The sequence below is a fragment of the Legionella wadsworthii DSM 21896 = ATCC 33877 genome, assembly GCF_000701265.1.
GTDB classification, from domain to species: domain Bacteria; phylum Pseudomonadota; class Gammaproteobacteria; order Legionellales; family Legionellaceae; genus Legionella; species Legionella wadsworthii.
The window spans coordinates 251,863-270,562 of sequence record NZ_JNIA01000023.1 but is presented as its reverse complement, the minus strand read 5'-3'; the positions used below and the strand labels follow the sequence as shown (position 1 = coordinate 270,562).

Sequence of the window (18,700 nt, the reverse complement as noted above, 5' to 3'; positions counted from 1 at the left end):
TAACGTAATCTGGGTAAAGCGAAGCGGAACCTGGGTTACGTTTCCCTTTACCCAGGCTACAATGCAACAACTACCTATCATAGAACTAAATCATGGCGATAAAACTTATCATCGGTTTGCGAAACCCAGGATCAGCATATGAAAATACCCGCCACAATGCGGGTGGTTGGTTAGTCACTTCCTTAGCCCAGCGACATAGTATTTTTTTTAAATTAGATAAAAAAATGCAAGCCGAATTAGCTGATTTGGAAATAAACCAGCATGTCAGTAAATTAGTTTTACCCACTTCTTTTATGAATCATAGCGGTCAGCCTACTCGGCTCATCACTCAATTTTATAAACTTCATCCGGAAGAAATACTTGTGGTACACGATGAATTGGATTTGCCTCCAGGCCGGATTAAGCTTAAAACAGGCGGAGGTCATGGAGGCCATAATGGGTTAAGAGATATCATCGCCCAGCTAGGCAGCAAAGAATTTCATCGTTTGCGAATTGGAATTGGCCATCCGGGACATAGAGATTTAGTTCATCAATTTGTTCTTGGAAAACCTTCCGTTCAAGACAGACAATTAATTTATGACGCAATTGCTCGAGGTATTGCTGTAATGCCTTTAGTCTTCTCAGGGGATTTAGCGAAAGCAATGAATCAATTGAACGTCTAAGGGACTGCTTACCCGCATCATATTCATTTTGGATTTAGATTGTAGGTAACAGTTAATTTTGGTTTCTAAATAATTTAAGAGGTACTACACATGGGATTTAAATGCGGCATCGTGGGATTACCCAACGTGGGTAAATCAACCTTGTTTAATGCGCTTACCAAAGCAGGTATTGAAGCAGCAAACTACCCTTTTTGCACCATTGAACCCAATGTAGGGATCGTCACTGTTCCTGATCCTCGTCTTGATGCGTTGAGTGAGATTGTCAAACCACAACAAGTCATCGCTGCCACCATGCAGTTCGTGGATATCGCAGGTATTGTTAAGGGCGCCTCCAAAGGAGAAGGCTTAGGCAACCAGTTTTTGGCTAATATTCGTGAAACGGATGCCATTGCGCACGTGGTACGTTGTTTTGAAAACACCGATGTGGTCCATGTGGAAGGCAATGTTCACCCCTTAAGCGACATCGAGGTAATCAATACAGAACTGGCTTTAGCGGATATGGAAACTCTCGAAAAAGCTATATTAAAGGCAGGAAAAAACAGTCGAAGCGGAAATAAAGAAGCCATTTTCGAAATGAAAACCTTGGAAAAAATTAAGGCTCACCTCGATGAAGGCCACCCTGTCCGCACTCTGGATTTAAATGCTGAAGAAGAGCCCATTGCACGCCGTCTGTTTCTGCTTACGGCAAAACCCGTTCTTTATATCGCAAACGTAGATGACAATGGTTATGAAAACAACCCATTACTAGATCAAGTCCGCAATTTAGCCGCACAAGAAAAAGCAAGCATTGTTGCTTTATGTGCAGCTACTGAAGCAGAGTTGGTCGAATTGGAGGAAGCCGATAGAAAAGAATTTATGGATGATTTGGGATTAAGTGAACCTGGATTAAATCGTGTCATACGTGCAGGGTATGAATTATTGGGCCTACAAACCTATTTTACAGCTGGAGTAAAAGAGGTAAGAGCGTGGACAATTCCTAAAGGAGCTACTGCGCCACAAGCAGCAGGTGTCATACACACAGATTTTGAGAAAGGTTTTATTCGTGCTGAAGTCATAGCCTATGAAGCATTTATCGCGCATAAAGGAGAACAAGGAGCCAAAGAGGCTGGAAAATTACGATTGGAAGGAAAAGACTATGTCGTATGCGATGGGGATGTCATGCATTTCCGGTTTAACGTATAAACTAAGATAAGCCTTCTTTTACTTGACAATTCATAGGTCCAACTTTAGCATTTGCTGATTGAACGTAGAGGACAAACAATGCCAATTGAGAGTATACGCGCGCTAGTGAGTGACGATTTTAAAGCAGTTAATACATTAATTGTTAATAAAATTGAATCGCAAATTGGCTTAATTGATGACATGTCCCACCATATCATTGAAAGTGGCGGAAAAAGATTACGTCCACTTTTAGTTCTTCTATCAAGTAATGCCTGTGGTTACCAAGGTATGGATCATATTACTCTGGCTACTATGGTTGAATTTTTCCATACCGCGACGTTACTGCACGATGATGTCATCGATGAGTCGACTTTAAGAAGAGGCCGTCAAACAGCAAATGACATCTGGGGCAGTAAAGCAAGTATTCTGGTAGGGGATTATCTTTTTACACAGTCCATTGAGTTGATCGTTGATTCTGGAAATCTCGAGGTACTCAAGCTTTTTGCTAAAACAGCGCTTGAAATTAGCTGCGGTGAAGTGAAACAACTCACAAACCGTCATAATCCGGCATTAACCTTTGAAGAATATTTTGATGTAATTCGTGCAAAAACAGCCCTTCTATTTGCGGCTGCTGCCTGCATTGGACCAATTATCAGCAAATCCTCCAAGGAGTTACAAGATGGCCTCTATGCCTACGGACTCCATCTAGGAAATGCTTTTCAGCTCATCGATGATGCCTTGGATTATTGTTCTGATGCACGAACTATCGGTAAAAATATAGGAGACGATTTGGCAGATGGCAAAGCGACCCTTCCTTTAATTTATGCAATACAGCATGGAACCGATCTACAGAAACAGCAAATTATGGAAAGCTTAAAAAAAGGAAGCCTGGATTATTTACCCGAGATTCTTAGGGCTTTAGAGGAAACCAAAGCCATAGAATATACCAAAAAAATAGCGGCAGAGGAAATAGACAAAGCATTGTCCTCTTTGGTGATCTTACCTGATTCCAGATATAAAGAAGCGCTAATTAATTTGGCCCTGTTTGCGTTGCAAAGAAGCTATTAGCATGGGTTACTGATGTGGGAATTCCAAGACCTCAGCACCAATTAAGCACCAAACTATAACCTGGATACCTATTCGGGACACGGAGTGTAGCTCAGACTGGTAGAGCACTGCCTTCGGGAGGCAGGGGTCGCAGGTTCAATTCCTGTCACTCCGATCAATGACAGCAAGGGGTTATGCAATTCCCCTAATTTTAAATAATTTTATAGAGTGCATACAGAGTGCTATTTTAATGAGTCTTGATGCATAAAAAATTCGAAAACTATAAAAAAATTTAAGGACCTTGCCTAATTAAATATTTTCTTCGTAGGTAATATTAAAATTAATTCCTGTAACCTACGTCAGAAGCAATCATTTCCTCTAAATCAGAATATGCTCCCTTCTCCCTTGGGAGAAGGGCGGATGAGGGTATAAATAAATACCACAACTATTGAAAACCCATTGGAAAAGTCAACCACAAACATACAATTAAAGGCATTGCCATAATTTATTCGACAACCAAAAAATCTAAGTTTGAGGCAAATCTCTATATAATTGTGGTGAACCATGATGAGCCAATGGTGAAATACACAAAAAAAGCACCATTTAACCATAGGAAAATAAAGGCATTTTCATTTATTTTCCATTCACCAAAAACTCACCGCATTTATTGCATAAATTTTCATAGAATTTTTAATTAATGATATAATAATTAATAAGTTAAAATGAACATTTATGACATGCGAAAGGTGTGTTATCTTGATATTTATTAAAAAATTATTTTGTTGTTTCGCCTTTTTTAATTTAAAAATTATCAAAATTTTAAGTGCAGACAATCGCACGTTTGTGATTGATAAATAGTTTCTATATAGTTGTCTTTGTCCTTAATTAAATTACTTTTTATCGCAGTCTGCTTTTCACAGTAATCAGACTTAGCGATATGTTGAATCAATTCCATCTCGTTCTAATAACCTACTATTGAGAGACTGCTACCCTTCTCTGCTTTTTCATTCAATGAGATCTAATTTCAGCAATTCCATGAATTTCTACTGGAGCTCTATCAGGGAATTCGGCCATTAACTTTAATGATCCCCCCATAGCTGAAATATATTTATTCAAAGTTGAAATTAACATATCAGAGCGCTTTTCTAAACGAGAAATTCCATCTTGCTTCATATGCAAAATTGCACCAAGGTCTTCTTGAGTTTTCTCAAGAGCTAAACGTAAATCCCGCAAAGTCATTTCTTCGGCAATTAATTGATTAGCTCGCTTTTGAATAAGATCCTGTCTCTCTTTCGAGAGAGAGTTCATTTTGTCATTAATTGATCTAGTCATAATTCACCTCATTTTTTTAAAGTAGATAAGTGCTTATCAAATCGTTGGTCTGCTTTCTTAATTAAATCTTTATAAAAACGCTTTTCGCTCCCGCCAGATTTATCACCACAAATCAGCAAAATTCCTTTCCGGGAGGGATCAAAAGCAAACGCCAATCTCCATACCCCATTATCTGCATTAAATCTAAGTTCTTTCATATTTGAATGTTTAGAACCTTTTAATGTATCTACGTGAGGGCGTCCTAATTCTGGGCCAAATTTTTCTAAAACTTTCAAATGGGCTAAACATTCGTTTTGAACTAATTCGTTAAGTTCATCGAATTCTAAATTAAAATCTTCTTGAAATATTATTTCCCAGTTCATTAGCAAATTATGGCATTAAATACATATGCTGTAAAGTACATACTTTTAAATATTCCCCACTTCCCTAGTACCATTATCCAATTATGATTATGTTTATTTTGTCACCACATATTAATGATTATTATTAATTCTAATTTTTTTTGAGTCTTCACGGTCACCCACTCAAAATGGGGTAAATATTGATCTAGATGAGCGCAAGAACAGGATTACTAAAAACGGGGAATCGGATAGCCGCTATAATTTATTTAATGACTTTACTGAAATCTTATTTTATGGAGATAGCAATTAAATACAGGATTAGTATTTTATGACTAGACACCATTATATTCCGCAATTCTATTTAAAAAAATGGATAAATCCCAAAGGATATTTACATTGCTATAATGTTATTTCTGACAAATTAGTTAGTTTTCAAAAAAAATCCACAATAGATATTGGACAAGTAAAAAATTTATATGGAGATTTAGAGATTAAGCATTATGCTAACTTAGACGGTAACGCTGCAAATATTATGGTAATTATAGAGGAAGAGATAAGGTACTCCAAAAATGCATTAATACTATTAGATGATATTTTATCTCAAGATTTACGTGAAAATTTTTGTCAATTCTTAAGTTCATTAACTACTAGGCAACAGAGTGACATTATACGAGCACAAAGACAAGTAACTCAAAATGTTGAGGAACTAAAAAGGAAGTGGAAATGGTTCCCTGAAGCCAATAATGAAATTGAAAAATTCGAGAAGATAGCCGCTAATGAAATTATCGCCGCTAGAAGTGGGCATGCATCCACTTACAATAAAGGTATTGCTATTAACGCATTGCCTATGCTGTTGAATTTGAAGTGGTATGTGATTAAATTTGAAGACACAAAATTTGACTTATTAACATCTGAACGACCAGTTTGCTTTTTCAAACCATATAAAGGACCTGTTAAATCGGTATGTATTCATTTAGATGATTTATTGAGAAATGGATACATATTATCTTTTGCTTTAACTCCATATTCATGTTTTTTTGCAAGTTTAATTGTTGGTGAACCCTTAAATATCAGTAACATAGTTAAATTTCAAAATAAATTATTATTTTCAAACCAACCTTTAGAGGTATATGCCACTTCAAAATTGCATGAACCTCTTATAAATAAATTTTTAATACGCTCAAAAGAGGTAAATTTAAAGTATCAAGATGTCTATTAATCATTGAAAAACTACTCTTGATTATGTTAAGAGTCTATTCATTTCTTTCTCCATCTAATGTCTGAGGATTAGTTGTAATTGTAAACTGGATAATAGGTAATAAAACGGGGCTTTTGTTTACCGAAATGCTTCTCCAAAATTATTTTTTAAAATGTACACTAAGCCCTATACGTTGAAGCCCAGATAAAGCGACTATGTTGGCAAAAAGGCTAGAGACCAACCAGCTCAGAAATTTTTGCCGCGACCACCGCCATTGAATCTTCTGTGGTGTCGAGGCCGGTTCGAGAGGCAAGCAAAGGGCTGACATTGCGGAGAGCTTCATACGTCGTGTTGTGTACAATAGGAACGAGCTGGTTGCCCGCCAGGAGTACCGAAAGCTCTTTGTCGGCGACGCTCTCTTTGGGAAGACGGGCCAGCAGCGCAGGGGTCACCAGTACAAGTCCGATCCGCGAATTCGCTAACCCTTTGTCGATGGCGCGCATCATCGGCACCCCAAGGCCAAGATCCTTCTCACTAAACCAAACTTTGACACCAGCCTCCACGAGCAAGTCGTGCAGCTCTTTGGCTGGACCATGACGGTCGTCCCAGGCGTGACACAGGAAGACGTCACGAAGGTCAGGTTGCTCCGCTGCTCGCGTTTCAACTGTTTGGCGTATTGGTGTAAGTGACTGTACTTGGGCAGACGTGTATGACAAGGACGAACCCGCTCTGGACCAGCGCGGTCTTGAACTACTTGACCTGCCACCACTGCTGCTATAGTTAGCTCTGCTGCTGTCTGGTGAAGAGTAAGACGGGCTGTTGTAGCCGCCGTAGCGGTAGCTAGTGCGGTAACGGCATACAGGGCAGGTCGAAGCCGCAGCCGCTGAGCTATGCCCGCGTACTGGCGCTGTACATTTAGTCATATCGTAATACCTCAAGTCACAATAGCCATATAAGTTTGATATTATCTTTATATATCAATAACAAAAAACACAACATATGGCATTATTAATACATTAAATAACAATATAATGTGTTTTTTAAATATGATCAAGAGACTAACTTGGGGGCAATTTGTGGGTAACAATGGAATTTATATGTACATAAATAAAAAATTTAAACATAAGATTTTTATAGAGTAAAAAGTTCCGAACATTATTAAAAAACTTAAAATTATCTTTTGCAAAAAAATTTTACATCCATTTTATGTGTGTAATTATTGTAAGTAATCTATGTATGTAATCTATGTTATTGCTAGGTGCAACTTGCACCTACCGTAGGAGCAGATTGTGCATACCGTAGGTACTATTTATCCCTACCGTGAGGACATTTTGTGCATATCGATAGGTACATATTGTCACTATCAATATTCACTAGTCTGCTTGATAGATCAATTCAAATAGTATGGATTAAATTTGTTCTGAATTGTTTTTAAATGGCCAGTCAATTTTCTTAACTGCGTTAATTTTATACTCTGGTGCTAAGTGAGCATATCTTAGTGTCATTTTAATGTCAGAATGCCCTAATAACTCACGAACAGTATTTAAATCAACTCCAGCCATCACTAATTTACTCGCAAAATGATGTCGCAAGTCATGCCATCTAAATTGAGTGATTTCAGCTTTGCTTAAAATGGAAGCCCAAGAACGTTTCATGTGATTAAACGGTTGATTATTTTTACTGGGAAAAACAAGTCCTTTTTTAAGAGCGCTTTTGTCGTAAAGTTGATTTAAAAGATTATATGCTTCGTCATTTAATGGAATATAACGAGAATTACTATTTTTAGTTATTCCATCGCCAAGGATAAGCGATCGCTCCGAAAGATTAATCACTTCCCAAGTTAAGTTAAATAGCTCACCGCGTCGTAAGCCTGTATTGATGGAAATAAGCACCATTGGCATTAGATAATCAAAAAGCTCATCATCAGCAAACTCAGGCTTTAAAAGATATCCTCAGGTTTTTCGCCATTCATTTGCACTTATCCTTTCTTGCTTCAATTGCTTTTCTCGCTCTAAAAGAGCTTGGCGCAACAGTGTTTCCTCCTCTAAAGATAAATACCGTACCTTTGGTGAGCGATCCACTTTGAATTGTTTTAAATTCCTGAGTGTATCTCCTTTAAAAATCCCCATTCTGTTGCCTTCGTTATTAAAGATTTAAGAGTAGTGATATTTCGGTTAATAGTAGCTTGTGCTGTACCTTCATTTAGACGCTTAACACGCCATTGCTCTAGAACAGCAGGGGTGATTTCAGCAAGAGGTTTAGAATATAGGCTCTTAAAGCATCGATTGAGGGCTGCGAGTGTTTCCTCTCCTCGTTTTTGATGAGCCAAAGCCCAAGGCTTATATTCGTTTTCAATAAATTCTTGAAGCGTTTTTGGTTTGTTAATTCCCTTTTTGACTGTCGGCTCAATCCCTTTATGAAAATTGTTAATACTTCAATAGCTTTTTCCCGTGCTTGCGCTGCAGAGATAACACCTACTTTACCAAGATTAACCCGTCTCCCTCTTTTATACTGACAAACGTAAATCATATTTCCTGAAGGCTGAACTCTGATTAAAAATCCTTTTAAGTTAATATCTCTAACATCATATTCTTTTTCACCTGGAAGCAATTGCTTTATAATAGAATTACTAATTTTAACTAGCATTTCACTACTCCCTCTAACGCCTAGCTAACCCTTTGCTCGCTGAATAAATTCTTCCATATCAATCTGTAGGGATAGCTTCAGTTGATAGAGGGATATAAAAAATCGCGTTTCATATTATCTGAGATTCAGTGCCTCCCGAATTTGAGGATACATAATATTCTTTTCTCGGATTATCATCTCAGTAATTTAGTCAGGCACCGCCTGACTAAATTAAACAGAGTGCATATAGAGTGCAAATTTTTTGTAGAGTATAACATCATGATAAATTCTAGTGCATTATAAATTTATATAACATAATGAAATAAAATAATATTTCATGTATAGAGATACATGGGAATACACTGAGAATTTATTTAATTCGCCTTCGGGAGGCAGGGGTCGCAGGTTCAATTCCTGTCACTCCGATCAACAAAGTCAAGGATTCTTGAACTTCTCTCAATCACCTGACTTTTCAAGTCAAAACAATAACTTATGCAAGATAGCCTTATCAATCAATTGAGACGCCAAAAATGTGAGGATAATCCTTGCTAGTTCTCAAAGTACAACGGGGGCATGTTTCAATAAACCACCCTTTTAATGCGACAACTAACTTTGGAGAGTAAAATTCATCCTGGAATGATGGAGTTTTGGTTATATGCTATTAAAAATTTTTTTAATAGCATCGACTATTCTATAGGTGATTTTGTAGGAGATAATAGGGAGTTTGGTGAAGAGTTTAATACTAAAGACATGTACCATTAAATATTTGTAAGTAGTTCCACTCATTAGATCAATTTATTGACCACCAGGATTATTCCTGTACAATATGCGCTTTATTCTCTTTCTTCACAAAATGGCCACCTCAAAAGATATAGTAAAAGCAGATCTTTCTCAGAAACGTAAGAGCAATGATAATATTCTGTTGCGAGACGCTAAAACTAAAAAAGCCAGATCAACACCTTTAAGCTTGTTTGATTTATGTGATGCTACGGTTCGAATCACCAAAAAATTACTTGCTCTTGGTGCAGACAATAATTGGGATGATGTGCAACACTGCCAAGGTCGCTCCCTAGAAGCCGGGAAATATAGAGATCATTGGTTATATTTGAGCCGTACAGATCATGGCACAAGCAAAGAGTCTGTTAAAAAGGAAAAAGCAGATTGGTTTAGAACATTCTTGGACGGAACACCCCAGACATTCTTTTATCACACCCCTAAGACTGAATCCATATTACATAGAAGTTATGTCGAAAGAAACGCGGCGGCTGCTGTTTTAAGCTTGACAGGATCATGTGACCAACATGCGTATGTATTAGCTACTTTATTACGAGCTATATTACCTATAGGAACTTCAATCAATATTTGTGGTCTAAAAATGGGAGATAAACCCTTCCCCCATACTTTTGTAGTCATCGGTTCTCTACGAGAAAATTCGAAAGTACCTTTAACTGCTCTTCCTACAGGTTCATTATTAGTATTAGATGCTTGGACGACGGTTGGAGGGGTTGTATTACTAAAAGACTTTTTTGTTTGCGCCGGAGCACTGCAAGAGGGGGTTTTAATTGTAGATAAATCCTATATAGCGGATGGTCAGGATCATTTGATTAAGCGGGTGAGTAAACAAAAAATCCTGCTCGATATTATTAAAAATGAGGATCCTGATATTAATGTTGAAAATGGCAGTAATGTATCTTTTTGTATACATCATGATTTATTAGAACAAGCAAATTACACTCAAATGATCAAGCGAGATAGGTATTTAACCCAATCTCCTTCGGATTATTTAGGGATGTTTTGCGCACCTACCATCTCAGAGAAATATACCCAGTCCACAAAAAATTTAGAAGCTTTTTCATATATATGTGAAAATTATCCACACAAACAGTTTAAGCGCTGTTTGGAGTATGTTGAAGAACAAGTCAGAAAAATCATTTCTGCTGATGAAAATCCCAAAGGGGATTTTACCGAGCGCTTAAATTCTAGATGTTCATAAATTTTTGAAACTCTTTTGGTCTTAAGCATGACTATTGGATGATATAGAGCAAATTATGTCATTATCCTCCTCAATTAAGCATTGTATGTCGATTGAGTATATAGAATTAGGCAAAAAATTTACTTTGTGATAGAAAAAGGTCTTCTCCTGTTTGTTTCTTATGGTTATAAATAATGTTCAATCCTAAATGTAAAGAAAAAGCAAAACCAACACGCATACATTCTGCAGGGCATATGCCTTCTCACGGGCATGTAGCCTATAATTTAGTTGAATTATGTGATGCCACAGCACGAATTACAAAAATATTACTTGCCCTTGGCGCCGAAAATAATTGGGAAGACATACAACAAAGCCAGGGACGATCTATGTTGGCGGGAATGTATCGAAGTAATTGGTTGTATTTGAGTCGCCATGACCGTGGTGAGTATACTGACCCTCCTAAACTAGAAAAGAAATCGGACAGTTCTGAAGCATTTCTCAGTGAAATACCTCAAACGCTCTTTTATTACACACCCAAAACAGAATCAAAAACCCATAAAAATTATGTTGCGCGCAATGCTGCCGCAGCGGTCTTAAGCTTGACTGGAGCATGTGACCAGCATGCATTTGTACTTGCTACTTTATTACGAGCTATATTACCGAAGGGAACTGCGATACATATCTGTGGGCTAGACGTAGCCCAGGAAAGCATACCCCATACCTTTGTTGTGGTGGGAAATCTACCCAACAAAAAATATATCCATTTAAATGACCTCCTTCTTCATAGATTACTCGCAGTGGATGCTTGGACTACGATTGGAGGTGCAGTTGCTTTAAATAATTATTTTCTATCTAGCGGCAATACTCAAGAAGAAATATTGATTGTTGATAAAACATTTATTGCCGACGGAAAGGATCACTTGATTAAGCGCATCCGCAAACAAAAAATCCTGTATGACATAATTAATGAAGATGAAATGGATATCACTGTTCAAAAGAGCAGTTACTTATCTTCATTTATCCACCATGAGTTAGGAGAGCAAGTGAATTACACTAAACAAATCAAAAGGGATAAATATTTAGCTAATTCTCCTTATGATTATGAAAGCGTATATGACGCTTCGACAATTTCAATAAAATACAAACAACCCGAAAGAAGTAAGGAAGTTTTTGAGTATATTTGCAAAAACTATCCCCATGCAGAATTTATGCGATGTTTGGAATACGTGTCGGAACAAGTCAATAGCATAGTTAATGAGGACAGAAATCATGATGCAGATTTTACTCATCGTTTGAACACTTTTTAGTGTAACGTCGACTGTGATTTTCAATGGGATTCACAGACCCTATAGTTCACTGGCAACCGCTAATTCCATCTTTTAAGTAGGTGAAAATGTTCAATCTAGCGGTTCCAGTCCTCAAATTTTATCCTAAAAAGACAATTATAAATTGAGGTAAAAATTTAGAGAAAAAATATTGCCTAAAAAATCTGGAGCTCCTAAACGCCTAATATACTGATTCATATAGCCAATTTCTGTATTCATTACCGGGTTTATTTTATACCCTATGCCAACAAAATAACGGTTTTGATCGAAACCACTGCTGTTTGTACCAACAAAATTATTCTTATGTAAAAAAAGCTCATCGCTTGTAACAAAACTCATTTTATTAAAATGCTTTAAAGGTACTGAAACTTTAATCAGTTGTCGCAAACGATATGCTGTTTTAGGATTGTTTTCCAAAAAGCGCTGTTCTGTACGAGTCCTACTGGTAAATGTCAAATATTTAGTCTTTTTAGTCCATAACAATTGTTGCCAGATACGATCTTCTTCAAATGGATTAGACGTATTGGGTCTTCCCGTATAAATCCAGGCATATCCCAACCAAATGCTAAGATGCTCAGTGAATGCATAACCTAATCCTGGCCGTAATAAAATCTGCGAAAAACGACTGCTGTCCGCCCCTAAACGCTCTTGATCCTCCAACCAATATCTGAGACGGCCTAAAATTTTGTCATCACTGTGAGTCTTACCAATCGCTGTAATATTGAACCAGCTTTGGAAATCACGTTCCAAAGCACAATTCCCCTGGGTGGACCAACAAAAAATAAGCGCTCCTAATAATATATAATTTAAAATCCTTTTCCTTTGCATTGATGCTCTTAAAGTAAAAAAGAGAACTATTCTAATGGACAAGGCTTCATTTGGAAAGGACTGTGACTATTCCTGATCCATTCCTAAACAATCCATAACCGCTGTTTTTCCGGAAATTGGCTCTATTTTAGTTTCTATTTTTCCTTTCTCCATATAAGCTCCAATCGTATCAGTAATCCTTTCTTTTGCAATTAAAATACCTGTTTCTGCTTCAGAATAGCTCATATCCAAGGGGTTACAAATCATGGCCCGGATCAGTCTATTTCCAAACCCGGGCATCCCTGCGTGCATTACTTTTCGGTTATCAATGAGCAATACATCCCCTTTTTTCCACAAACAGGATGAATAAAATTGACGCATTGATAGCGCGAGTTCTTTAACCTCCTTATCATCGAAGCAACTTCCTACCTTCACTGTATCCATGGGGAAATGCTTTACCTTTCTACTTTGTTTAAAGCGAAATAGTTTATTGCGCAAAATTTTGTAAGAGTTTTTGGGTGATTTAGAAAAAGAAATAACAATAACAGCAATTTTCTCAACTGAATTAAAAACAGGAGTGGGTAATTTCCAAAAAAAACGATGCCAAAACCAAGCTTTCCCTTTATAGTCTTTCATAAAGCATTTTCTTAATTCATAGTTCAACGTTTCCAGCTCAAACATATTGATTTGCAAAGCTTTCTCATGAGTAATTGGATGCTCTAAAACACTGGGTTTATACATTAAAACAAATCGATCCTCGCCTTCACCAACTACGGGAAGTTTAAAATGATGACATATTTTATCTACTGCACACGGAGTAATCTTATATCGGTCTGCAATTTCTGCAATGGTCCATTTACAAACAAAAAAAGATTTTTCTTCTAATTTTTGTTTCAACTCATCATTCAAATGAGCGTAAATTTTTTGCGAATTAATTAAGCCGGTTTCCCCACCTAATTCTGAAGGTTGGAAACAACAAAAACAAAGATAACCTGGAACATCCGCGGAATAATAATTCTCTGTATGAAATCCCCCAAGATAAAGTGTTCCTCCTGTTTTATAAACAGAATTTGTATGTAAAACATAATCAAGATTATTGAGATGATCGCGCCCGTTTTCAGACATAAATGCTTCACTTATGCCACGAAACTCTGGGATGCTTAAAATGAGTTTTTCAAATTGCTCATCAGTCTCAAGGCTAAAACCTCTAAGAAGTACAGCACCATAATAGGTCAGATCTTTCAGAATATGATGGGAATTGCGTACTAGGAAGTGTTGCAGAAATTCAAAATCTGAAGCACCCTCTGCTTCGATCACCAAAGGCATTTCTTTTTCTTCGGATAGAATAAGTCGCTCATCTTGACGAAGGAATCGCGTGACCACCCCAGGGTATTTTTTATACATACATCAAATTTTCCTTTTCGAATGTACCAAAACTATAACATAAAAAAACCACTACGGTTAATCGAGCTCCTAGAACCATCTGATGAATTGATTTTCATAATGATTTTTCTTTAACTACATTTATCAACCTAAGCACAAGCCATAAATTAATTTATACCCTGACGAATATTTTTACTTATTGTCTTTAATATTTCTTTAATGTTGATTTTGTAAGCTAGCAACACGAATCGTTAAGTGTTCATTTACTGACCGCATCTACGATTCAGATTGCTAACGTAGATTAAGAGGGTTTTAAATGAATAAAAAAATATGTTTCAGTTTGGGTGGATTCTTTGCTCGTAGAGCCACTCAAAATTTTGTTCGAATTGCTGGTTCTGCTTATGATTCACACACTGTCTCAGCTTTAAGGCATCTTAAACAAAAACATAAAATTGAGTTTCTTGTAACAAATAAGCCAACAATCTATAGAGGACTCTCAGTTGAGCACTGCCTAGGTAGTTTAGATTACCCTGGTTTAGGTTTATCAGCGATGCGTGTCAGCCTTGCTCGTTTATTGAAAGCAAAAGGACTTACTTGTACTGATGATTTAACTCCTAAGCAGAAAAAAGAGATCATCGATTCCCATGTTACTGGTTACTCTCTGACAAAGGGGAATACGAAAGTAGCCCATTCATTTACCTATTGCCCAACTGTTGCACTGGGATTCGGGCTTGATGCAGCTAAAAAATCCAATTTTCCTGGCTTTACTTTAATCGGTGCAGCATACAAAGAGATCTGCACACATGCATGGGATGTGGAATATGATCCCCTCACTTCAGAAGGAGAAGAATTTGGTACTTCTATATTTTCATATCAATGTGAGACTATAGTGCCCCATCTGAGTTTCCCTATTAATCATTGTATTATTATCAATCAAAAATCCTCGGATATAATCCACTTAGATGATTTAACTCAAGCAAAAAGGCTTGATGTCATAGGGGATTCATTACCGGAGCTAAGCATCATCCCATTGGAGAAAATGAAAGAATATCAGCAATTAGAAATTGAAAAAGTACTCGTTTTTGATGATTTTGTTTCCTATGTTAGTGAAGGTACCGATGCTGAAAAATTAGATCCTGTGAAAGCAGCAGAATTATATGATAAGTACAAGAACATTTTGAAAAAACAAGCTAAATTAATCCACTTATCCCAATATGAAAGAGATTTATGGGTGAGTGTAGCAAGTGAAGTGGCTCCCAAAAGGTATACTTGTATTTCTGCTCATGAAGATGGTTTTACTCTTGAAGTGCCGGCAAAAAACGGTGGGGTGCTTACTATAGATATCTCTAACATCCAAGCAATAATCTGTCTTGCTCCGTTATTTGAAAAGGATCCATCTCTCACCTTAGATCAGATAAAAAACGGGCAGGTTCCTTGTGCTTTGAATTACCTCACTGAATGTATACTGAGGAAAAACAAGGATTTAATTTGCCAGGCTGGTTTAGAAAAATGCATTATAGAAGACAGTACTCCAAAAATTCAAATGTTCGCTTAGAGGGGATAATGATTACCAAGCCTTGAGCCTCCTCAAGGCTTTTATTTTTCATCCACACCCCTTTTTATTATGATAAAATAAGTGCCAAAACTTACAGGCAAGGATTGAGATATGCGCGCGATAAACAAAACAGCTGCTTCGTTAAGAACGAAGCTGGGAGCAAACCTTAGGATGACTAAAGCGATTCCTCAAACCCTTCAAAAGTTTTTTCCTTTTACACCGTTTCAACATCCTTTAGCTTCTGTAATGCAAGGATCATTTAAACGATCGCAACTCAGTTCCATGCATATTGAAGAAGAGGAATTCAATTTAATTCAACAACTTCATGAGTCCAATAAATTTTATATTCTTGAAGATCATAACAAGATACTAAAACAATTTTTCTCTGCAAAGCAAAATGAAGATACACCTCTTGGGCATTTGTATCAAAATATGGACTATTCTGAATTTTTATCCCGTTTGGTAACCAAAAAATTCAAAGCGGTTTACTCTGATGGCCGTCTCGTGATGCCGCGTGACCATACTGAAGAGTTCGCCAAAACATACCAACAAAGAAAAGAAAAATATAAATCATCCCGAAAGTTATTAGAAACGATCGGTACGACTGAAGATGATTTACTCTATAAGGAATATTTATCCTTGGAAGAGGCGTCTGTAAGTCCTTTAATTGTACCGCACGCGTATTTTTTACCTCTATCCGACGGAAGAAGAATAGAGTTCTCACCCATTCTTCATGGTCTCAATTTACAAGGGGGAAATTTATTTGATGAGTGGAATCATGCGCATCCCTACCCAGTGTCGATAAGTTATCTTGCTGCACCAGAGTTCCGGAACTGTTTGAGTTTACAATATGATGTATTAGCTTGTGTCCATTTTAAAAGTTTGAATGGCGAGGCTGAACATTTCGTATCTCGTCAAGCTATAGCTGTGCAACAACCAGGATTTAGCACTGTTCTTCCGGCTATTTACGGTAATGACAATGCATTATCAAATTCCGATAATACAACATCGAATACAATAACTTTTCATAGCCCGATCTTTGGTAAGGGCCTATTTTATGTCGATGCCTATAAAAACAGATTGAAACATAACCTTCATCAATTATTTCTTCTTGCTAATCTCAATTTAAATGAAGAAGGAACGATTACAGTGAAAGGAATGAGTTTGGGAGCATTTGCAATCCAGGAGTTATTATATCCAATGGAAAGCATTTTTTATTCAGCTCTGGAAGAAACGCTCGCTGAACTTGATTTGCCCAAAATTAAAAAAATAAATCTTATCAATTTTCCTTCCGCATTGGAGCACTTTAGAGATCCTGATGATCGCGAATATGCTTTATTAGTAGGCCATATCAGTAATACGAGAACAATCAATGTGCATGGAAGGACCATTGAGATTAACACGTGTGTTGGTGCCCCTCTGGCTGCACAATCCGACAAAAACTTAGCGACACATATATGCGGGGATTCTTTATCTTTCCCTGGAAATGAGGCGCATGCAGGCATTCCTCCAAAGGTGAGTAGCGATGATTCAGTCATGCATTATGCCGGAGCCTGTTATGCAATGACTAAAGATATCGAATCATCATTAGAGAATGTTCAGAAGAAGATGCATGTGATAAGTGGGAATAGAGTAACCTTATTTGGTCGCTCCCCAGACAAAATTGAGCGTGAAGTTTCAGAACAAAAAAATAAATTTACACTGACTTAAAAGGAATTAGCAATGGCTTAGACCCTATAAATCATACCTGTTATACAGTAAAGGTAGATTTTTGATTGAATAATTTTGTAAGATAATATCTTTATTTTATCCTCAAATATTTTGTTCATTTTGGAGAAGAAGTCGTGGGAAGTAACATTGTAAATAAAACTGTTTTTAGTAGCTGGTTTAGCAGTATTGCTTGTCTTACATTTCTAACATTAGTAAGTCAGGATGTTGCAGCAAGCGGGGTACTCTCTTTAGGAGAAATGGCAGAAACAATTACTGGATCTTTTACGAATCTGGCAAAATTGATCACTGCAGGTGCTTATTTGGCTGGCTTGGGATTTTCTATCGGGGCTATCATGAAGTTTAAACAGCACAAAGATAACCCCACTCAAATTCCAATCGGCACCCCAATTGCGCTTATCTTTATATCTGCTGCTTTACTGTTTCTACCATCCATTTTGGGCGTTACAGAAGTTACCATGTTTGGAGATGCTGGAGGTAAAACTGCAGGTCCAACTGGTATGGTTTTTACCAGCGGTCAGTAAGTAGGTTTGCGATTCTCTAACTCATACTCTAATTATTATCTGATACCTTTAGTTAATTTATATTGTTTGTTGGGTCAAAGGACCCAACTTATTTCATATTTTTATTTCCCTGCTGATGCAACTATTAATAGGATCATTTTCAATTAAAGGCCTCTCCTGGAGAAGAGAAATATCTACTTTTTAACTCCGCAACAGACAACTCCATTTTAAAATGAGGTACTGGATGCCACGGAGCTATAAATTCACCAGTAATTTTAAAGCCTGCTTTTTGATATACATGAACCGCACGCTTATTGGAAACTTCTGGGTCGATAAGCACCATCTTGGCATCAAAAAATTGACTTAAAATAAACTCATGAATCATTTGTACTGATAACCCTTTACCTAGGTAATCCAGTTCACAAATAAATAAATCTAAAGTGATGGCACCCCCTGGATATTCTGCTGATTTCTCAACTTCAGAAGTGATCAAATAAGCAAATGGAATCTCGCTATCGTAAGCAATCCAATGAGTAGCCCATGCTTCACCCTGATTGAGGAATTGCTCAATATCTTCAATGGTGTTGCTCAAGCCCTTACCATGCAGCCATTCATTAATATGCGGTTGTTGAATCCATTTCAAAATTAAATGCAGTTGTGATTTCACCATGGGTTTGAATCTAAAGCGAAACCCTTTTGACGCACTACTGATCATATCAAGAATACCCACCGGTGGAAAAAATATTTCAATTTTATCATGGTACTGGGCTTATTTCTAAATGCTTTAAACCACCCAGAAAAGCATCCAACATTCGCAGTAATATAGAGTAAATTTGAAGACATTCAAAAATAAATCTTTCAATGTTACATGAATCGATAGATATCATTTCATGGCTAACTATCCCTTGGCGAATAAAAACGAGATCAGTATCGATAACCGCATCTCTTTTTACTAAGGGTCATTCCCAGTTGCGAAAGAAAAATAAGTTATCTATATTTGTTTAAGAACAATCACAGTAAAGATTAGGGCATCAAAACCTTCATTTAAAAACAATCGCGTG

General features: G+C 37.0%; 19 protein-coding genes and 1 tRNA gene. 11 read left to right on the top strand and 9 right to left on the bottom strand.

Annotated elements, in window-relative coordinates; all coding sequences use genetic code 11:
• The first annotated feature begins 92 nt into the window (after nucleotides 1-92).
• The 4 genes from pth (at nucleotide 93) to BU07_RS0103525 (ending at nucleotide 3,045) form a co-directional block, all read left to right on the top strand.
• On the top strand, nucleotides 93-662 hold the full coding sequence (gene pth / locus BU07_RS0103540) for an aminoacyl-tRNA hydrolase (protein ID WP_031563732.1): 570 nt from the start codon (nucleotides 93-95) through the stop codon (nucleotides 660-662).
• A gap of 90 nt (nucleotides 663-752) precedes the next feature.
• Nucleotides 753-1,844 (top strand): redox-regulated ATPase YchF, encoded by a 1,092-nt coding sequence (gene ychF, locus BU07_RS0103535; protein WP_031563731.1) that lies wholly within the window; start codon nucleotides 753-755, stop codon nucleotides 1,842-1,844.
• Nucleotides 1,845-1,922: 78 nt separating this feature from the next.
• A complete protein-coding gene (locus tag BU07_RS0103530; RefSeq protein ID WP_031563730.1) occupies nucleotides 1,923-2,891 on the top strand; it encodes a polyprenyl synthetase family protein in 969 nt (322 codons plus the stop codon).
• Nucleotides 2,892-2,971: 80 nt separating this feature from the next.
• A tRNA-Pro gene (locus tag BU07_RS0103525) sits at nucleotides 2,972-3,045 on the top strand.
• Between the two features lie 833 nt (nucleotides 3,046-3,878).
• Here BU07_RS0103525 and BU07_RS0103520 read toward each other — a convergent pair.
• A complete protein-coding gene (locus tag BU07_RS0103520) occupies nucleotides 3,879-4,202 on the bottom strand; it encodes a helix-turn-helix domain-containing protein (RefSeq protein WP_031563729.1) in 324 nt (107 codons plus the stop codon).
• 8 nt (nucleotides 4,203-4,210) lie between these two features.
• The gene (locus tag BU07_RS0103515) at nucleotides 4,211-4,564 is read right to left on the bottom strand and encodes a type II toxin-antitoxin system RelE/ParE family toxin (protein ID WP_031563728.1); all 354 of its coding nucleotides are present in this window, start codon (nucleotides 4,562-4,564) and stop codon (nucleotides 4,211-4,213) included.
• Between the two features lie 307 nt (nucleotides 4,565-4,871).
• Between BU07_RS0103515 and BU07_RS0103510 the strand changes: the two genes are divergently transcribed.
• Nucleotides 4,872-5,762 carry a DUF4238 domain-containing protein gene (locus tag BU07_RS0103510; RefSeq protein ID WP_031563727.1) on the top strand — a complete coding sequence of 297 codons (891 nt, stop codon included), beginning with the start codon at nucleotides 4,872-4,874 and terminating at the stop codon, nucleotides 5,760-5,762.
• A 209-nt stretch (nucleotides 5,763-5,971) separates the two neighbouring features.
• Here the strand turns inward: BU07_RS0103510 and BU07_RS0103505 are convergent, their stop codons facing one another.
• Both BU07_RS0103505 and BU07_RS17670 read right to left on the bottom strand, forming a co-directional pair.
• Nucleotides 5,972-6,664: a toll/interleukin-1 receptor domain-containing protein gene (locus BU07_RS0103505; protein ID WP_031563726.1), complete on the bottom strand. Its 693-nt coding sequence runs from the start codon at nucleotides 6,662-6,664 to the stop codon at nucleotides 5,972-5,974.
• Between the two features lie 486 nt (nucleotides 6,665-7,150).
• Entirely contained in the window at nucleotides 7,151-7,642 is a 492-nt protein-coding gene (locus BU07_RS17670; protein ID WP_242601874.1) for a site-specific integrase, read from the bottom strand.
• On the opposite strand from BU07_RS17670, the gene BU07_RS17855 reads away from it, so the two are divergent.
• On the top strand, nucleotides 7,636-7,827 hold the full coding sequence (locus BU07_RS17855) for a hypothetical protein (RefSeq protein ID WP_423202579.1): 192 nt from the start codon (nucleotides 7,636-7,638) through the stop codon (nucleotides 7,825-7,827). The genes BU07_RS17670 and BU07_RS17855 overlap by 7 nt on opposite strands.
• 6 nt (nucleotides 7,828-7,833) lie before the next feature.
• Here the strand turns inward: BU07_RS17855 and BU07_RS17850 are convergent, their stop codons facing one another.
• Both BU07_RS17850 and BU07_RS17660 read right to left on the bottom strand, forming a co-directional pair.
• Nucleotides 7,834-8,070, bottom strand: a complete 237-nt coding sequence (locus BU07_RS17850) for a phage integrase (RefSeq protein ID WP_423202580.1) — start codon at nucleotides 8,068-8,070, stop codon at nucleotides 7,834-7,836.
• Complete coding sequence (locus BU07_RS17660; protein ID WP_242601876.1) at nucleotides 7,968-8,387, bottom strand: Arm DNA-binding domain-containing protein; 420 nt, start codon at nucleotides 8,385-8,387, stop codon at nucleotides 7,968-7,970. The genes BU07_RS17850 and BU07_RS17660 overlap by 103 nt, the downstream gene beginning before the upstream one ends.
• Before the next feature lie 805 nt (nucleotides 8,388-9,192).
• On the opposite strand from BU07_RS17660, the gene BU07_RS0103490 reads away from it, so the two are divergent.
• Nucleotides 9,193-10,359, top strand: coding sequence for a hypothetical protein (locus BU07_RS0103490; RefSeq protein WP_031563725.1), 1,167 nt, complete (start codon nucleotides 9,193-9,195; stop codon nucleotides 10,357-10,359).
• A gap of 173 nt (nucleotides 10,360-10,532) precedes the next feature.
• Entirely contained in the window at nucleotides 10,533-11,645 is a 1,113-nt protein-coding gene (locus BU07_RS0103485) for a hypothetical protein (protein WP_031563724.1), read from the top strand.
• 135 nt (nucleotides 11,646-11,780) lie between these two features.
• Here BU07_RS0103485 and BU07_RS0103480 read toward each other — a convergent pair whose 3' ends face one another.
• Nucleotides 11,781-12,491: a DUF2490 domain-containing protein gene (locus tag BU07_RS0103480; protein ID WP_031563723.1), complete on the bottom strand. Its 711-nt coding sequence runs from the start codon at nucleotides 12,489-12,491 to the stop codon at nucleotides 11,781-11,783.
• Nucleotides 12,492-12,557: 66 nt separating this feature from the next.
• On the bottom strand, nucleotides 12,558-13,874 hold the full coding sequence (locus BU07_RS0103475; protein WP_084157786.1) for a TauD/TfdA family dioxygenase: 1,317 nt from the start codon (nucleotides 13,872-13,874) through the stop codon (nucleotides 12,558-12,560).
• Between the two features lie 295 nt (nucleotides 13,875-14,169).
• On the opposite strand from BU07_RS0103475, the gene BU07_RS0103470 reads away from it, so the two are divergent.
• From BU07_RS0103470 to BU07_RS0103460, 3 genes are all read left to right on the top strand, one after another.
• On the top strand, nucleotides 14,170-15,408 hold the full coding sequence (locus BU07_RS0103470; RefSeq protein WP_031563721.1) for a hypothetical protein: 1,239 nt from the start codon (nucleotides 14,170-14,172) through the stop codon (nucleotides 15,406-15,408).
• 111 nt (nucleotides 15,409-15,519) lie between these two features.
• On the top strand, nucleotides 15,520-17,118 hold the full coding sequence (locus tag BU07_RS0103465; protein ID WP_031563720.1) for a hypothetical protein: 1,599 nt from the start codon (nucleotides 15,520-15,522) through the stop codon (nucleotides 17,116-17,118).
• A gap of 134 nt (nucleotides 17,119-17,252) precedes the next feature.
• Nucleotides 17,253-17,660, top strand: coding sequence for a hypothetical protein (locus BU07_RS0103460; protein ID WP_031563719.1), 408 nt, complete (start codon nucleotides 17,253-17,255; stop codon nucleotides 17,658-17,660).
• Between the two features lie 139 nt (nucleotides 17,661-17,799).
• Here BU07_RS0103460 and BU07_RS0103455 read toward each other — a convergent pair whose 3' ends face one another.
• Nucleotides 17,800-18,354 (bottom strand): GNAT family N-acetyltransferase, encoded by a 555-nt coding sequence (locus tag BU07_RS0103455; protein WP_031563718.1) that lies wholly within the window; start codon nucleotides 18,352-18,354, stop codon nucleotides 17,800-17,802.
• Nucleotides 18,355-18,700: the final 346 nt, after the last annotated feature.

What these genes read in the sequence shown, in the direction of transcription:
- pth (WP_031563732.1), top strand. Translation starts at nt 93, where the DNA reads ATGGCGATAAAACTTATCATCGGTTTGCGAAACCCAGGATCAGCATAT.
- ychF (WP_031563731.1), top strand. Translation starts at nt 753, where the DNA reads ATGGGATTTAAATGCGGCATCGTGGGATTACCCAACGTGGGTAAATCA.
- BU07_RS0103530 (WP_031563730.1), top strand. Translation starts at nt 1,923, where the DNA reads ATGCCAATTGAGAGTATACGCGCGCTAGTGAGTGACGATTTTAAAGCA.
- BU07_RS0103520 (WP_031563729.1), bottom strand. Translation starts at nt 4,202, where the DNA reads ATGACTAGATCAATTAATGACAAAATGAACTCTCTCTCGAAAGAGAGA.
- BU07_RS0103515 (WP_031563728.1), bottom strand. Translation starts at nt 4,564, where the DNA reads ATGAACTGGGAAATAATATTTCAAGAAGATTTTAATTTAGAATTCGAT.
- BU07_RS0103510 (WP_031563727.1), top strand. Translation starts at nt 4,872, where the DNA reads ATGACTAGACACCATTATATTCCGCAATTCTATTTAAAAAAATGGATA.
- BU07_RS0103505 (WP_031563726.1), bottom strand. Translation starts at nt 6,664, where the DNA reads ATGACTAAATGTACAGCGCCAGTACGCGGGCATAGCTCAGCGGCTGCG.
- BU07_RS17670 (WP_242601874.1), bottom strand. Translation starts at nt 7,642, where the DNA reads ATGCCAATGGTGCTTATTTCCATCAATACAGGCTTACGACGCGGTGAG.
- BU07_RS17660 (WP_242601876.1), bottom strand. Translation starts at nt 8,387, where the DNA reads ATGCTAGTTAAAATTAGTAATTCTATTATAAAGCAATTGCTTCCAGGT.
- BU07_RS0103490 (WP_031563725.1), top strand. Translation starts at nt 9,193, where the DNA reads ATGCGCTTTATTCTCTTTCTTCACAAAATGGCCACCTCAAAAGATATA.
- BU07_RS0103485 (WP_031563724.1), top strand. Translation starts at nt 10,533, where the DNA reads ATGTTCAATCCTAAATGTAAAGAAAAAGCAAAACCAACACGCATACAT.
- BU07_RS0103480 (WP_031563723.1), bottom strand. Translation starts at nt 12,491, where the DNA reads ATGCAAAGGAAAAGGATTTTAAATTATATATTATTAGGAGCGCTTATT.
- BU07_RS0103475 (WP_084157786.1), bottom strand. Translation starts at nt 13,874, where the DNA reads ATGTATAAAAAATACCCTGGGGTGGTCACGCGATTCCTTCGTCAAGAT.
- BU07_RS0103470 (WP_031563721.1), top strand. Translation starts at nt 14,170, where the DNA reads ATGAATAAAAAAATATGTTTCAGTTTGGGTGGATTCTTTGCTCGTAGA.
- BU07_RS0103465 (WP_031563720.1), top strand. Translation starts at nt 15,520, where the DNA reads ATGCGCGCGATAAACAAAACAGCTGCTTCGTTAAGAACGAAGCTGGGA.
- BU07_RS0103455 (WP_031563718.1), bottom strand. Translation starts at nt 18,354, where the DNA reads ATGATCAGTAGTGCGTCAAAAGGGTTTCGCTTTAGATTCAAACCCATG.